Here is a 14921-nt window from a genome sequence, read left to right on the forward strand (position 1 = left end):
GCCCACGGTGAGGCGTGGACCTGTCTCGAACTGGCGGTGGTCGACGCGGGCAACGACGGACGCGCAGTCGCCCCGCAACCGCACCCGGCACCCCCTTGGGCGCCCGGCGTCACTCCTCGGGTGTCTCCACCTGCGGTGGCGCCACCGGCTTCAGTTTCTGCCAGATCAGGAAGAAGACGCCGAGGATCAGCATTCCGAGGCCGGTCCAGAGGTTGATGTTGACGCCCTCCGACTTGTCGAGGGAGGAGTCGGAGGGGTTGATTCCGGCGATCGTGACGATGATGCCGTAGAGGACGAACAGGCCGCCGATGATGCGGCGCAGGTCGAAGATGCGGGCCGCGGTGGCCGACTTGGCCTGGAGTTCGGAGACTTCCCGCTGGACGTCGTGTTCGGAGTAGCCGTGCTGTTCGGACATGGTTTCTCAATCCTCCGACATCAGAACGAGAACGGGATGTAGCAGGCGGCGGCCAGCACCACCGCACCCCAGCCCAGCAGGGCCGGCCTGCGGTACCAGGCGTCGTCGCCGACGGCGGGCGGCTCGGACATGCCCGGGGACGTCGTGCCGTAGACGAGGCCCTGGAGTTCCTCGGCGGGCTTGGGGGTCGTGAAGAGGGACACGGCGATCATGACCACCCCGCCGGCCACGAAGCCGACGATCGCCGAGACGAAGTTGGCGCCCTGGTCGGTGGGGATGTCGATGATGCCCTGCTTGTAGATCCAGAAGTAGTTCACCATCGCCGCGACCGTGCCGGCCAGCAGGCCCCAGAAGCCCGACCTCGCGGAGGCGCGCTTCCAGAACATGCCGACGATGAAGACGACGAACATCGGCACGTTGAAGAAGGAGAACAGGGTCTGCAGGTAGCTCATGATGTTCGAGAAGGAGGACGCCAGGAACGCCGTGCCGACCGACGCGCAGACGCCGATCACCGTGATCAGGCGCCCGAAGCGGACGTAGTACTCGTCCGGGCGGCCCGTCCGCACATAGCGGCCCCAGATGTCGTTCGTGAACACCGTGTTGAAGGAAGAGACGTTCGCCGCCATGCCCGCCATGAAGGCGGCCAGGAGCCCGGTGACCGCGATGCCGAGGACGCCGTTCGGCAGGAGCTGTTCCATCAGGTACGGGATGGCGTCGTTGTACTGGTAGCCCGAGTCGGCGGTGCCGAAGCCGGGGATCAGGGCCGCCGCCACCAGGCCGGGGATCATCACCAGGAACACGATGAAGATCTTCGGGTACGCGGCGATCAGGGGGGTGCGCTGGGCCGCGGAGAGGTTCTTCGCCGACAGCGCTCGCTGGACTTCCGCGAAGTTCGTCGTCCAGTAGCCGAACGACAGCACGAAGCCCAGGCCCAGCACGATCGTCAGCCAGTTCGCGCCCAGCGGGTTCGCGCTGCCGATGCCCGTGCCGCCCCAGGCGGTGGTGAAGTTCGCTCCGTGCTCCGCCGTCAGTCTGTCCGTGAGGCCGTCCCAGCCGCCCACCTTCTTCAGGCCCAGGACGACCAGGGGGATGAGGGCCGCCAGGATCACGAAGAACTGGAGGACCTCGTTGTAGATCGCGGAGGACAGGCCGCCGAGGGTGATGTAGGCGAGGACGAAGGCGCCGGCCACGACGATGGCCACCCACTGCGGCCAGCCCAGCAGGGCCTCGACGACGATCGCGAGGGCGTAGAGGTTCACGCCCGCGATCAGGATGGCGGCGAAGGCGAACAGGGCCGAGCTGAGCAGATGGGCCCACTTGTCGAAGCGCAGGAGGAGCATCTCGGGGACCGAACGCACCTTGCTGCCGTAGTAGAAGGGCATCATCACCAGGCCGAGGAAGACCATGGCCGGGATGGCGCCGATCCAGTACCAGTGGACCGTATAGGCCCCGTACTGTGCGCTGTTGGCGGCCATCCCCAGGATCTCCGTGGCGGCCAGGTTGGCGGAGATGAAGGCGAGACCCGTGATCCAGGCCGGCAGTGAGCGGCCGGAGAGGAAGAAGTCGAGGCTCGTCTTCACCGATCTCCGGGCCGCGAAACCGATGCCGAGGACGACGACGAAGTAGATCCCGAGGATCGTGTAGTCGAGCCAGTTGGTGGGGAGCCGGAGCTCGGCGGCCAGATATGCGCCTTTTGTGGGGGTCTGCATAGTCAGCAATTGAACACCTCGACTGATGCTCTTTGTTTGATTCCGATGTTGACTTGGGTGGGTGGTCATGGTTACTTGTGTTTAGTTATGTTTGAGTGAAGGAGCCCCAGCGGTGAAGAAGACCTCGACCCGGCTGGCCGACGGTCGCGAGCTCATCTACTACGACCTGCGCGACGACACCGTCCGCGACGCCGTGGACCGGCGTCCGCTGGAGCGGACTGTCACCACGTCCGAGGTTCGTCGGGATCCGCTGCTCGGCGACTCCGTGGCCATCGCCTCGCACCGACAGGGGCGCACCTACCACCCGCCCGCCGACGAGTGCCCGCTGTGCCCCTCGCAGGGGGACCGGCTGAGTGAGATCCCGGACTCCTCGTACGACGCCGTGGTCTTCGAGAACCGTTTCCCCTCGCTTGCCGGCGACTCGGGGCGTTGTGAGGTCGTGTGCTTCACCTCGGACCACAACTCGTCCTTCGCGGACCTCACGGAGGAGCAGGCACGGCTCGTCCTTGACGCATGGACCGACCGGACGTCGGAGCTGTCGCATCTGCCCTCCGTGGAGCAGGTCTTCTGTTTCGAGAACCGGGGTGCGGAGATCGGTGTGACCCTGGGTCACCCGCATGGCCAGATCTACGCCTACCCGTTCACCACCCCCCGCACCGCCCTGATGCTGCGCTCTCTCGCGGCGCACAAGGAGGCGACCGGAGGGGAGAACCTCTTCGACGCCGTCCTGGAGGGCGAACTCGCCGGTGAGCGGGTCGTCCTGGAGAGCGAGCACTGGGTCGCCTTCGTGCCCTACGCGGCGCACTGGCCGTACGAGGTGCACCTCTACCCGAGGCGCCGGGTGCCGGACCTGCTCGGCCTCGACGAGGACGCCCGCACAGAGTTCCCCAAGGTGTATCTGGAACTCTTGAGGCGCTTCGACCGGATCTTCGGGGAGAACGAGCCTCCTACGCCGTACATCGCCGGCTGGCACCAGGCGCCGTTCGGGCAGTTGGAGGAGTTCGAGGGAGTGGGCCGTGACGACTTCGCGCTGCACCTCGAGCTTTTCACCATCCGCCGTACGTCCGGCAAGCTGAAGTTCCTCGCGGGGTCCGAGTCGGGCATGAACGTCTTCATCAACGACATCCGACCGGAAGCCGCGGCTCAGCGACTGCGAGAGGTAGCGAGTTCATGAAGTACCTGGTGACAGGTGGCGCGGGTTATGTCGGCGGTGTCGTGGCCCAGCACCTGCTGGAGGCGGGGCACGAGGTCGTCGTCCTCGACAATCTCTCCACCGGCTTCCGCGAGGGCGTCCCGGCCGGGGCCGCCTTCATCGAGGGCGACATCCGCGACGCCGCCAAGTGGCTGGACTCCTCCTTCGACGGCGTGCTCCACTTCGCCGCGTTCTCACAGGTCGGCGAGTCGGTCGTGAAGCCCGAGAAGTACTGGGACAACAACGTCGGCGGGACGATGGCGCTGCTCGGCGCCATGCGCGAGGCCGGCGTGAAGAAGCTCGTCTTCTCCTCCACGGCCGCCACCTACGGGGAGCCCGAGGAGGTGCCGATCGTCGAGTCGGCGCCGACCAGGCCGACCAACCCGTACGGCGCCTCCAAGCTCGCCGTCGACTTCATGATCACCAGCGAGGCGAACGCCCACGGGCTGGGCGCGGTGTCCCTGCGCTACTTCAACGTGGCCGGCGCCTACGGCAAGCAGGGCGAGCGGCACGACCCCGAGTCGCACCTGATTCCGCTGATCCTTCAGGTCGCCCAGGGCAAGCGGGAGGCGATCAACGTGTTCGGCGAGGACTACCCCACCCCGGACGGCACCTGCGTGCGCGACTACATCCACGTCGCCGACCTGGCCGAGGCCCACCTCCTCGCGCTGACGGCGGCCCAGCCGGGCGAGCACCTCATCTGCAACCTCGGCAACGGCGAGGGCTTCTCCGTCCGCCAGGTCATCGAGACCGTCCGCCAGGTCACCGGCCACCCGATCCCCGAGGTCGTGGCCCCGCGCCGGGGCGGCGACCCGGCCACCCTGGTCGCCTCCGCCGCCACCGCCCGCGAGAAGCTGGGCTGGAACCCGTCCCGCGCGGATCTCGCGGGGATCGTCGCGGACGCCTGGGAGTTCGCGCAGACCATCAGCGCAGCGAGGGAGCAGTAGTGGCGGCACAGCAGGTCCGGGACGGTTTCACCGAGCTGTACGGAACCGAGCCCGAGGGTGTCTGGTCGGCGCCGGGCCGCGTCAACCTCATCGGTGAGCACACCGACTACAACGACGGCTTCGTGATGCCCTTCGCGCTGCCGCACACCGCGGTCGCCGCCGTCTCCAAGCGCGTGGACGGCGTTCTGCGCCTGCACTCGGCCGACGTCGAGGGCGGCGTCGTCGAACTGCGCCTGGACGACCTCGCCCCGGAGAGCGACCGGAACTGGACCGCCTACCCGGCCGGTGTCGTCTGGGCGCTGCGCGAGGCCGGACATCCGGTCACCGGCGCGGACGTCCATCTCGCCTCGACGGTCCCGGCGGGCGCGGGCCTGTCCTCCTCGGCGGCCCTGGAGGTCGTCGTCGCGCTCGCGCTGAACGACCTGTACGACCTGGGCCTGCAGCGCTGGCAGCTGGCCCGGCTGTGCCAGCGCGCCGAGAACGTCTATGTCGGCGCCCCCACCGGGATCATGGACCAGACCGCGTCCGCCTGCTGCGAGACCGGCCACGCCCTGTTCCTCGACACCCGAGACCTCTCCCAGAAGCAGATCCCCTTCGACCTCGCAGCCGAGGGCATGGTCCTGCTCGTCGTCGACACCCGCGTCAAGCACGCCCACAACGAGGGCGAGTACGGCAAGCGCCGCGCGGGCTGCGAGCGGGGCGCGGCACTGCTGGGCGTGGACGCGCTGCGGGACATCCCCTACGGCGAGCTCGACGCGGCCCTCGCGAGGCTCGGCGACGACGAGGAGGCCGTACGCCTGGTCCGGCACGTCGTCACCGAGGACGAGCGGGTCGAGAAGGTCGTCGCCCTGCTGGAGTCGGGCGAGACCCGCGCGATCGGCCCGGTGCTGATCGCGGGCCACGCCTCGCTGCGCGACGACTTCCGGATCTCCTGCCCGGAGCTGGACCTGGTCGTCGACACCGCCCTCGCCTCGGGTGCCCTGGGCGCGCGGATGACCGGCGGCGGCTTCGGCGGTTCGGCGATCGTGCTGGCCGAGGCGGCCGATGTGGAGACAATCACCAAGGCGGTCCAAGAGGCCTTCGCCGCAGCCGAGTTCACCGCTCCGCGGGTGTTCGAGGCGGTGCCCTCGGCGGGAGCGCGACGCGTCGCCTGAGACCCGGCTGACCGCTGTTTTGCCCGGCTTGATCCGAACTTGGGGAAAGCCGGGCCTCTCCCTGACATATGCCCCAGTAGCGTCGGAGCGTGAGTCGAGGGCGCCTTCGCATCCTGTCGGCGATCGGCATCGGCTGCTACGCGCTCGCCGCGATCGTCGGCTTCTTCCTTCTGGCCGACGACCAGGGCTACGGGCTCCTGGTGCCCCTGTGGATCGCGCACGGGGTGCTCCTCGCCCTGCTGCTGACGAAGCTGTGCGCGGACGAGACGGGCCTGACCGCGGCGCTGCTGGTGCTGGGGGCATCCCTGGCGGCCGTGTACATCGCCGACCTGGCCCGCGACGACCTCACCCTGGAGCGGCGGGGCGAACGGATCACCGCCACCGTCGTACGGGACTGGCCCGCCCCGGACCGGGGGCGGCAGGCGAACACCTACGACTACGCCCTCGCGCGCCGCGACGGCACCAGGCTCCCGGGCCCCTCCCTGCAGGCCGGGTCGGGCAGCTTCGCCGTCGGGCAGACCGTCACCGTGCTCGCGGACCCCGCGGGCGTCCTGCGTCCCCGGCTCCCGGGTGACGTGGACGCGACCGAAGACGTCCTGGGGGTGGGGGCGTTCGCGCTGATCGCGCTGGGGATCGTCGCGGGCACGGGCCGCCGGGGCGTGACCGTCGCCCGTCGCCGGGAGGAGCGGGACAGGGTCGAGGAACAGGAACACACGCTCCGCGAGGCACTGCGCACGGCATCGGCAGACGACCACGGCTTCGTCGAGGTCCACCCCGCCCACTACCCCGACATCCCCCTCCGCCGCGCGGCCGGCATCGCCGGGGAGCTCGGTCTGCGGCCGGCGGACGAGCCGGGCTCGTGGCGCTTCAGACGGTGAGGCGCTTGGTGAGCGTGTACTCCGTGACGCCCGGCGGATAGTCCGGGATCACACACACCACCTCGTAGCCCTGCTTCCGGTAGAACTCCGGCGCCTGGAAGTCCCAGGTCTCCAGGCGTACGGAGGTGCAGCCCCGCGCGCGACGCGCGGTCCGCTCCGCCCGTGCGAGCAACTGCGAACCGAGGCCCGCCCCGCGGTGCCGTCCGTCGACCCACAGGTAGGTCACGTGCAGCCAGCTCGTCCAGGTGTGGCCGACCAGTCCGCCCGCGAGTGCACCGGAGTCGTCCAACGCCCAGACGTGGAGCGGAAGTTCCCGTTCACCTGGGGTTCCGCGCAGCGCCCGCAGGACCGGGGAGGCGGCCGTGTTGGTGTCCCGCAGCCGTTTGCGGAGCAGATCTTGCCGGGCTTTGTCGACTTCTGTCTCCAGACGAAACATGCGGCTCACCATAAACGCACCGGACAGCCAGTTCTGCAAATAACCTTCCGCTCCTGCCCCCCGGCCGTACCCTGATGAACAGCACCGGTGGGGGCCGGTGCTGATCAGGGGGCGAGACAGTCGGGTACGGCACCCGAAGTGGGGGTAGCAGTTCTTGCACGGCGGCGGCCGTGCGGCCATCGTGCTTCGGGCGTCGTACCCGCGGCGGTGTCGTCTCCCGAGTCGTCCTCAGACGAAGACGATGGGGTATCCCCTGCTCTTCGAGAGCTTGGGGAAGGGGGTTTCGTGGTTCGTATCCGAGTCCTGGTCGTCGACGACCATCGCATCTTCGCCGAGTCGCTCGCCGCCGCACTGGCGGCCGAGCCCGACGTGGAGGTCTCCGCGGCCGGCAGCGGTCCCGCCGCGCTGCGCTCGCTGGAGCGCGCGGCCGCCGAGGGCCGCCGTTACGACGTGCTGCTCGTCGACGCGGACCTGGGCGGCAACGTCCAGGGCATCAGGCCCGCCATGCCCGTGCAGGACGGCAGCGAGGACGGTCTCGTCGACGGCATATCGCTGGTCGCCGGGGTCCGTACGGCGCAGCCGGCGGTCCGGATCGTCGTGCTCGCCGAGAAGGACGATCCGCGGCGGGCCGCGCTCGCCCTGCAGGCCGGCGCCTCGGGCTGGGTCGCCAAGGACTGCTCGCTGTCCCGGCTGCTCACCGTCATCCGGGGGGTGCTGCGCGACGAGACCCATCTGCCGCCCGCCCTGCTCACCGGCGTGCTCAGGGAGCTCACCGCCGCCCGCAAGCACCGCACCGAGAGCGAGCGGCTGGTGGAGTCCCTCACCCCGCGCGAACGGGAAGTGCTGCGCTGCATGGTGGCCGGGCTCGGCCGGAAGGCGGTCGCGGAGAGACTGTTCCTCTCCCCGCACACCGTGCGCACCCACATGCAGAACGTCCTCGGCAAGCTGGGCGTCCACTCCACCCTGGCCGCGGTCGCCCTGGCGCGGCGCGCGGGTGTGGGGCCGGTCGACCTAGCCGGGGATGTTGTCGAACGGGGCGGTCAGCTGGCGTAGCAGCCCGGCCAGTTCCCCGCGCTGGGCGCGGGAGAGCTCGGCGAGGATCGCGCGTTCCTGTTCCAGCAGACCGGCGAGGGCCTGGTCCGCGCGGTCCTTGCCGTCCTCCGTGAGCCGGACCAGAACCCCACGCCGGTCGCTAGGGTCGGGCAGCCGCTCCACCAGGCCCTTCTTGGCCAGCCGGTCGATGCGGTTGGTCATGGTGCCCGAGGTGACCAGGGTCTGGGTCAGCAGCTGTCCGGGGGAGAGCTGATACGGCGTCCCCGCGCGCCTGAGCGCGGTGAGCACGTCGAACTCCCAGGGCTCCAGACTGTGCTCCGCGAAGGCCAGCCGGCGTGCCCGGTCCAGATGCCGGGCCAGTCTGCTCACCCGGCTGAGCACCTCGAGCGGTTCCACGTCGAGGTCAGGGCGCTCCCGGCGCCACGCAGCGACCAGCCGATCGACCTCGTCCTCCATGACGATCAGTGTAGTGGTTGTGTCGACGTGAAGTCTCTTGATGTGAAGCCTCTTGACATCAAGATAAATCTCCGGGGACAGTGAGTCCCATGACGACTTGGGACCCCGCTCAGTACCTCCGCCATGCCGACCACCGCGCCCGCCCCTTCGCCGACCTCCTCGCCCGCGTCCCGGACCTGCCCGGCGAACAGCCCCTGATCGCCGACCTGGGCTGCGGCCCCGGCAACGTGACGGCGCTGCTCGCCGCACGCTGGCCCACGGCCCGCATCACCGGCTACGACAACTCCGTCGAGATGCTCGACAAGGCACGGGTCGAGTACGCCGGCCCCACGCCGGGCGGCGGCTCGCTCGACTTCGCCCACGCGGACGTCCGCACCTGGACGCCCGCACAGCCGTACGACCTCATCGTCAGCAATGCGACGCTGCAGTGGGTGCCGGGGCACGTGGCGCGGTTCGCCGACTGGATCGCCGGGCTCGCCCCGGGCGGCACCTTCGCCTTCCAGGTGCCCGGCAACTTCGACTCCCCGAGCCACCGGCTGATGCGCGACCTCGCGGGGTCCATGGGCCTCGCGGAGATCCTGCGCCACGACGACGCCGTCCTTTCGCCCGAGGCCTATCTCGCCGCGCTGGCCGACCTGGGCTGCGAGGTGGACGCGTGGGAGACGACATACGTCCACCTGCTCCAGGGCGAGGACCCGGTCCTGGACTGGGTCAAGGGCACGGGCCTGCGGCCGCTCCTCACCGCCCTCGCCGACGACCCGAAGGCCCGGGACGCCTTTCTCACCGAGTACCGGGCGGCCCTGCGCGAGGCGTACCCGGCCGGGCCGCACGGCACGCCGTTCCCCTTCCGCCGCATCTTCGCGGTGGCCCGCAAGGAGGGCTGATGCTCGCAGCCGTCGACCATGTGCAGCTGGCCGCGCCCCCCGGCTCGGAGGACCTGCTGCGGTCGTACTACGTCGACGTCCTCGGCATGACCGAGATCCCCAAGCCTCCGGTGCTCGCGGCCCGGGGCGGGTGCTGGTTCCGGGCGGGGGCCGTGGAGCTGCACCTGGGGATCGAGGCAGGCTTCAGGCCGTCGCAGAAGGCTCACCCGGGGCTCAGGGTCACGGACATCTCGGCGTACGCCGACCGGCTGGCGGCGCTCGGTGCGACGGTCCGGTGGGACGAGGGACTGCCGGGACTGCCGGGACTGCCGGGACTGCCGGGACTGCCGGGACTGCGGCGGTTCTACTCGTACGACCCCGTGGGCAACCGGCTGGAGTTCCTGGTTTGAGCGCGGCCGGTCGGGTCACCCGCAGCGATGACAGCGGAGTCCGCAATCACTGGGAGTGAGAACGGTGGCTGGAGACCAGAAGGCCAAGGCCAAGAAGGAACAGGTCAAGGGCAAGGCCAAGGAGGCCGTGGGGCGCGCGGTCGGCAACGAGCGCTTGGAGGCCGAGGGCCGGGCGGGGCAGTCCAAGGGCGACGCCCGCCAGGCCAAGGAGAAGGCCAAGGACACCTTCAAGCACTGACGCGGTACGCAAACGGACGGCCCGTGCACCCTCGGGGTGCACGGGCCGTCGTACGGGCCGGGGACGGGTCAGCGCCACTCGGCCGGGATGTGCTTCACCTGCTCCAGGATGTCCCAGCCGTTCGGGCGGGAGCTCGGCGAATCCCAGGGAGCGCCCTGGCCGAGCCAGTGACCGCGCTTCTCCCGCCGACCGAGGACGCTGATGTCGTTCACGCTGGGCTCATTGCCGCAGCAGGGGCAGATGGCGCCCTCGTTGGGCCGGCCGCTCTCCCAGAAGGGCTCCGGATCGTCGTCGTGCCCGCAGACCCGGCAGGCGGTCTCCCATTCAGGACCCGGCGGGCTCACCGGTTCGGACCGCATGTGCGCTGCTCCCAGGTCGGCTCAGTACTTCCTGCGTCCTATCAGACGCGGCTTCGCCTCCAGCCCGTCCAGGCCGTGCCAAGCGAGGTTCACCAGGTGCGCCGCCACCTCCGCCTTCTTCGGGCGGCGCACGTCCAGCCACCACTGGCCGGTCAGGGCGACCATGCCGACCAGGGCCTGGGCGTACAGCGGGGCCAGCTTGGGATCGAAGCCGCGCCGCTTGAACTCGCGGCCCAGGATGTCCTCCACCTGGGTCGCGATGTCCGAGATGAGCGAGGCGAAGGAGCCCGTGGACTGGGGGATCGGGGAGTCGCGGACCAGGATGCGGAAGCCGTCCGTGTACTCCTCGATGTAGTCGAGGAGGGCGAAGGCCGCCTGTTCGCACAGTTCGCGGGGGTGACCGGCGGTGAGGGAACTCGTCACCATGTCCAGCAGACGCCGCATCTCACGGTCCACCACCACGGCGTACAGGCCCTCCTTGCCGCCGAAGTGCTCGTACACCACCGGTTTGGAGACGCCCGCCTTCGCCGCGATCTCCTCCACCGACGTGGCCTCGAAGCCCTTCGAGGCGAAGAGCGTGCGACCGATCTCCAGAAGCTGGGCGCGGCGCTCGGCCCCCGTCATCCGGGTGCGCCGGGCACGCCGCGGCTTCGCTTCGTCGCTCGGGGTACTGCTGGAGTCGGTCGCCACGGCGTCCATCATGCCGCCTCTGCGGTCTCCTCCTTGCGCCGGGAGCCGTCCCCGTCCGTGTTCCGGCGGGAATCGATACGCGAGCGTGACGGCCAGCGCACGTCGTACGCCCAGCCGAGCATCTCGAACCAGCGGATGAACCGCGCCGAGGAGTCCAGCTGGCCCCGCATCACCCCGTGCCGAGCCGAAGTCGGGTCGGCGTGGTGCAGGTTGTGCCAGGACTCACCGCAGGACAGCACGGCCAGCCACCACACGTTGCCCGAGCGGTCCCGGGACTTGAAGGGCCGCTTGCCGACCGCGTGGCAGATCGAGTTGATCGACCAGGTCACGTGGTGGAGCAGGCAGACGCGGACCAGGGAGCCCCAGAAGAAGCCGGTGAACGCGCCCCACCAGGACATCGTCACCAGACCGCCGATCACGGCGGGCAGGGCGAGGGAGAGCATCGTCCAGTAGATGAAGTGGCGGGAGATCGCGCGGATCGCCGGGTCCTTGATCAGATCCGGTGCGTACTTGTCCTGCGGAGTCTGCTCCTCGTCGAACATCCAGGCGATGTGGGCCCACCACAGGCCCTTGACCAGTGCCGGGACCGTCTCCCCGAACCGCCACGGCGAGTGGGGGTCGCCCTCGGCGTCGGAGAACTTGTGGTGCCTGCGGTGGTCGGCCACCCACCGCACCAGCGGTCCCTCGACCGCCATCGATCCCATGATCGCCAGCGCGATCCGCAGGGGCCGTTTGGCCTTGAAGGAGCCGTGTGTGAAGTAGCGGTGGAAGCCGATCGTGATGCCGTGGCAGCCGAGGTAGTAGAAGAAGACGAGAAGACCCAGATCGAGCCAGCTCACACCCCAGCCCCAGGCCAGCGGCACCGCCGCGAGCAGGGCCAGGAACGGAACGATGATGAAGAGGAGCAGCGTGATCTGTTCGAGCGAGCGTTTCTGCTCACCGCCGAGCGTCGCGGAGGGCGGTGTAGGGCCGTCGTTCGCCTTCGGGGCGTCTGCGATCACATCGGAGCGCGTGGTCATGGGCGTCCCCTGTGGGGTTTCGATGGTGTGAGACGAAGTGCCGGGCTGCGGGAATCCTTCCCGGGTTCCGTTACGACGGTCCCTACGGTTCCGTAACCTACGGCATCGTAAGTATGGCAGTGCGGCGCCCGGCGGCAAGAGCCCGAGAGTCTGCGCGTCCGCATGGACACCTATCCTTGGAGTCGGTCGGACAGCGCGGTCCGCTCTGATTTCTTCCCGGATGGCCCGGCCGTATGCGGCGGCTGCCGCACGACCGCACTCCGGGTTCCCCTGCCGGACGAGCTTCAACACTGCAAGGAGCCGCACCTGTGAGCAGTGCCGACGACCTGACCACGAGCGCCATGTCGACCAGTACCGAGCTGCGCGCCGACATCCGCCGGCTGGGCGACCTCCTGGGCGAGACCCTCGTCCGCCAGGAGGGCCCCGAGCTGCTGGAACTCGTCGAGAAGGTGCGCCGACTCACCCGTGAGGACGGCGAGGCCGCCGCCGAGCTGCTGCGCGGCATCGAACTGGAGACCGCCGCCAAGCTGGTCCGCGCCTTCTCCACCTACTTCCACCTGGCCAATGTCACCGAGCAGGTGCACCGCGGCCGTGAGCTGCGGGCCCGGCGCGCCGCCGAGGGCGGTCTGCTCGCCCGTACGGCCGACCGCCTCAAGGACGCCGACCCCGAGCACCTGCGCCAGACCGTCTCCAACCTCAACGTCCGCCCGGTCTTCACCGCCCACCCCACCGAGGCCGCCCGCCGCTCGGTGCTGAACAAGCTCCGCCGGATCGCGGCCCTCCTGGAGACCCCGGTCATCGAGGCCGACCGGCGCCGCTACGACACCCGTCTGGCCGAGAACATCGACCTCGTCTGGCAGACGGACGAGCTCCGGGTGGTGCGCCCCGAGCCCGCCGACGAGGCCCGCAACGCCATCTACTACCTCGACGAGCTGCACGCCGGAGCGGTCGGCGACGTCCTGGAGGACCTGACGGCCGAACTGGAGCGCGTCGGCGTCAGGATCCCCGACGCCACCCGCCCCCTCACCTTCGGCACCTGGATCGGCGGCGACCGCGACGGCAACCCCAACGTCACCCCCCAGGTCACCTGGGACGTCCTGATCCTCCAGCACGAGCACGGCATCAACGACGCCCTGGAACTCATCGACGAGCTGCGCGGCTTCCTGTCGAACTCCATCCGCTACACCGGCGCCACCGAGGAGCTCCTGGAGTCCCTGAAGGCCGACCTGGAGCGCCTGCCGGAGATCAGCCCCCGCTACAAGCGCCTCAACGCCGAGGAGCCGTACCGCCTCAAGGCCACCTGCATCCGGCAGAAGCTGGAGAACACCAAGACCCGGCTGGCCAGGGGCATCCCGCACGAGGACGGCCGCGACTACCTCGGCACCAGCGAGCTGCTGCACGACCTGACCCTCATCCAGACCTCGCTCAGGGAACACCGCGGAGGCCTCTTCGCCGACGGCCGGATGAACCGCACCATCCGCACCCTGTCCGCCTTCGGCCTCCAGCTCGCCACCATGGACGTCCGCGAGCACGCCGACGCCCACCACCACGCCCTCGGCCAGCTCTTCGACCGGCTCGGTGAGGAGTCCTGGCGGTACGCGGACATGCCCCGCGACTACCGGGGCAAGCTGCTCGCCAAGGAGCTGCGTTCGCGCAGGCCCCTCGCCCCCACCCCGGCGCCGGTCGACGCGGCCGGCGAGAAGACCCTCGGGGTCTTCCAGACCGTGAAGCGGGCCCTTGAGGTCTTCGGACCCGAGGTCATCGAGTCGTACATCATCTCGATGTGCCAGGGTGCCGACGACGTCTTCGCGGCGGCGGTGCTGGCCCGTGAGGCCGGACTGCTGGACCTGCACGCCGGGTGGGCGAAGATCGGCATCGTGCCGCTGCTGGAGACCACCGACGAGCTCAAGGCCGCCGACACCATCCTGGAGGACATGCTCTCCGACCCGTCGTACCGCAGGCTCGTGGCCCTGCGGGGCGATGTCCAGGAGGTCATGCTCGGCTACTCCGACTCCTCCAAGTTCGGCGGCATCACCACCAGCCAGTGGGAGATCCACCGCGCCCAGCGCCGGCTGCGTGACGTCGCCCACCGCTACGGCGTCCGCCTGCGCCTCTTCCACGGCCGTGGCGGCACCGTCGGCCGCGGCGGCGGCCCCTCCCACGACGCCATCCTCGCCCAGCCCTGGGGCACTCTGGAGGGCGAGATCAAGGTGACCGAGCAGGGCGAGGTCATCTCCGACAAGTACCTCGTGCCGTCCCTGGCCCGGGAGAACCTGGAACTCACGGTCGCCGCCACCCTCCAGGCGTCCGCCCTGCACACGGCTCCCCGTCAGTCGGACGAGTCGCTGGCCCGCTGGGACGCGGCCATGGACGTCGTGTCGGACGCCGCGCACGCCGCGTACCGCAGGCTCGTCGAGGACCCGGACCTGCCGACGTACTTCCTCGCTTCGACGCCGGTGGACCAGCTCGCCGACCTGCACCTCGGCTCGCGGCCCTCCCGCCGCCCCGGGTCGGGCGTCTCCCTCGACGGACTGCGGGCCATCCCGTGGGTGTTCGGCTGGACCCAGTCCCGGCAGATCGTGCCCGGCTGGTTCGGCGTGGGCTCCGGCCTGAAGGCCCTGCGCGAGGCGGGCCTCACTGCAACATTGGGAGGAGAGGGCGTGCTCGACGAGATGCACGAGCAGTGGCACTTCTTCCGGAACTTCATCTCCAACGTCGAGATGACGCTCGCGAAGACCGACCTGCGGATCGCCCGCCACTACGTCGAGACCCTCGTCCCCGCCGAGCTCCAGCACGTCTTCGCCGACATCGAGGCCGAGCACGAGCTCACCGTCCGCGAGGTCCTGAGGATCACCGGCGAGGACGAACTCCTCGACGCCACCCCGGTCCTCAAGCAGACCTTCGCCATCCGCGACGCCTACCTGGACCCGATCTCCTACCTCCAGGTGACGCTGCTCAAGCGCCAGCGGGACGCGGCCGCCGCGGGTGAGCCCGCCGACCCGCTGCTCGCGCGCGCCCTGCTGCTGACGGTCAACGGCGTGGCCGCGGGCCTGCGCAACACGGGCTGAGTCCGGTCAGGAAAGCGCCCCCGGGGTTCGTCCC

The 14921-nt window shown here is 69.9% G+C and carries 16 protein-coding genes; 9 read left to right on the forward strand and 7 right to left on the reverse strand.

From position 1 onward, the window contains the following. Positions 1–109: 109 nt before the first annotated feature. Complete coding sequence (locus ABZT93_RS39750; RefSeq protein WP_356113897.1) at positions 110–415, reverse strand: hypothetical protein; 306 nt, start codon at positions 413–415, stop codon at positions 110–112. A gap of 20 nt (positions 416–435) precedes the next feature. Then, positions 436–2124 (reverse strand): sodium:solute symporter family protein, encoded by a 1689-nt coding sequence (locus ABZT93_RS39755; protein WP_356113899.1) that lies wholly within the window; start codon positions 2122–2124, stop codon positions 436–438. Between the two features lie 112 nt (positions 2125–2236). Here ABZT93_RS39755 and galT point away from each other — a divergent pair, with 112 nt between their 5' ends. The 4 genes from galT (at position 2237) to ABZT93_RS39775 (ending at position 6295) form a co-directional block, all read left to right on the forward strand. Next, positions 2237–3298, forward strand: a complete 1062-nt coding sequence (gene galT, locus ABZT93_RS39760; RefSeq protein WP_356113901.1) for a galactose-1-phosphate uridylyltransferase — start codon at positions 2237–2239, stop codon at positions 3296–3298. Further along, the gene (gene galE, locus ABZT93_RS39765; protein WP_356113903.1) at positions 3295–4263 is read left to right on the forward strand and encodes a UDP-glucose 4-epimerase GalE; all 969 of its coding nucleotides are present in this window, start codon (positions 3295–3297) and stop codon (positions 4261–4263) included. The genes galT and galE overlap by 4 nt, the downstream gene beginning before the upstream one ends. Continuing rightward, complete coding sequence (gene galK / locus ABZT93_RS39770; RefSeq protein WP_356113905.1) at positions 4263–5417, forward strand: galactokinase; 1155 nt, start codon at positions 4263–4265, stop codon at positions 5415–5417. Before galE ends, galK begins: the two co-directional genes overlap by 1 nt. 89 nt (positions 5418–5506) lie before the next feature. Next, entirely contained in the window at positions 5507–6295 is a 789-nt protein-coding gene (locus tag ABZT93_RS39775; protein ID WP_356113906.1) for a hypothetical protein, read from the forward strand. Here the strand turns inward: ABZT93_RS39775 and ABZT93_RS39780 are convergent. Beyond that, a complete protein-coding gene (locus ABZT93_RS39780) occupies positions 6285–6743 on the reverse strand; it encodes a GNAT family N-acetyltransferase (RefSeq protein ID WP_356113908.1) in 459 nt (152 codons plus the stop codon). The genes ABZT93_RS39775 and ABZT93_RS39780 overlap by 11 nt on opposite strands. Positions 6744–7016: 273 nt before the next feature. Between ABZT93_RS39780 and ABZT93_RS39785 the strand changes: the two genes are divergently transcribed. Then, entirely contained in the window at positions 7017–7784 is a 768-nt protein-coding gene (locus ABZT93_RS39785) for a response regulator transcription factor (protein ID WP_356113910.1), read from the forward strand. Here the strand turns inward: ABZT93_RS39785 and ABZT93_RS39790 are convergent. Continuing rightward, positions 7743–8240 carry a MarR family transcriptional regulator gene (locus tag ABZT93_RS39790; protein ID WP_007382615.1) on the reverse strand — a complete coding sequence of 166 codons (498 nt, stop codon included), beginning with the start codon at positions 8238–8240 and terminating at the stop codon, positions 7743–7745. The genes ABZT93_RS39785 and ABZT93_RS39790 overlap by 42 nt on opposite strands. Positions 8241–8329: 89 nt before the next feature. On the opposite strand from ABZT93_RS39790, the gene ABZT93_RS39795 reads away from it, so the two are divergent. The 3 genes from ABZT93_RS39795 (at position 8330) to ABZT93_RS39805 (ending at position 9751) form a co-directional block, all read left to right on the forward strand. Next, the gene (locus tag ABZT93_RS39795; protein WP_356113913.1) at positions 8330–9124 is read left to right on the forward strand and encodes a trans-aconitate 2-methyltransferase; all 795 of its coding nucleotides are present in this window, start codon (positions 8330–8332) and stop codon (positions 9122–9124) included. Further along, complete coding sequence (locus tag ABZT93_RS39800) at positions 9124–9513, forward strand: glyoxalase (protein WP_356113915.1); 390 nt, start codon at positions 9124–9126, stop codon at positions 9511–9513. Before ABZT93_RS39795 ends, ABZT93_RS39800 begins: the two co-directional genes overlap by 1 nt. Before the next feature lie 64 nt (positions 9514–9577). Beyond that, on the forward strand, positions 9578–9751 hold the full coding sequence (locus tag ABZT93_RS39805; RefSeq protein ID WP_356113917.1) for a CsbD family protein: 174 nt from the start codon (positions 9578–9580) through the stop codon (positions 9749–9751). Between the two features lie 68 nt (positions 9752–9819). Here ABZT93_RS39805 and ABZT93_RS39810 read toward each other — a convergent pair whose 3' ends face one another. The 3 genes from ABZT93_RS39810 to ABZT93_RS39820 are packed head-to-tail and all read right to left on the reverse strand — an operon-like array spanning position 9820 to position 11819. Then, positions 9820–10110 carry a hypothetical protein gene (locus ABZT93_RS39810; RefSeq protein WP_356113919.1) on the reverse strand — a complete coding sequence of 97 codons (291 nt, stop codon included), beginning with the start codon at positions 10108–10110 and terminating at the stop codon, positions 9820–9822. 21 nt (positions 10111–10131) lie between these two features. Continuing rightward, entirely contained in the window at positions 10132–10812 is a 681-nt protein-coding gene (locus ABZT93_RS39815; RefSeq protein WP_031042144.1) for a TetR/AcrR family transcriptional regulator, read from the reverse strand. After that, positions 10809–11819, reverse strand: coding sequence for a fatty acid desaturase (locus tag ABZT93_RS39820; RefSeq protein ID WP_356113921.1), 1011 nt, complete (start codon positions 11817–11819; stop codon positions 10809–10811). Before ABZT93_RS39820 ends, ABZT93_RS39815 begins: the two co-directional genes overlap by 4 nt. Before the next feature lie 308 nt (positions 11820–12127). Here ABZT93_RS39820 and ppc point away from each other — a divergent pair, with 308 nt between their 5' ends. Beyond that, a complete protein-coding gene (gene ppc / locus ABZT93_RS39825) occupies positions 12128–14887 on the forward strand; it encodes a phosphoenolpyruvate carboxylase (RefSeq protein WP_356113923.1) in 2760 nt (919 codons plus the stop codon). The last annotated feature ends 34 nt before the right edge of the window (positions 14888–14921 follow it).

The organism is Streptomyces sp. NPDC005303, assembly GCF_040607335.1.
Taxonomy (GTDB): domain Bacteria; phylum Actinomycetota; class Actinomycetes; order Streptomycetales; family Streptomycetaceae; genus Streptomyces.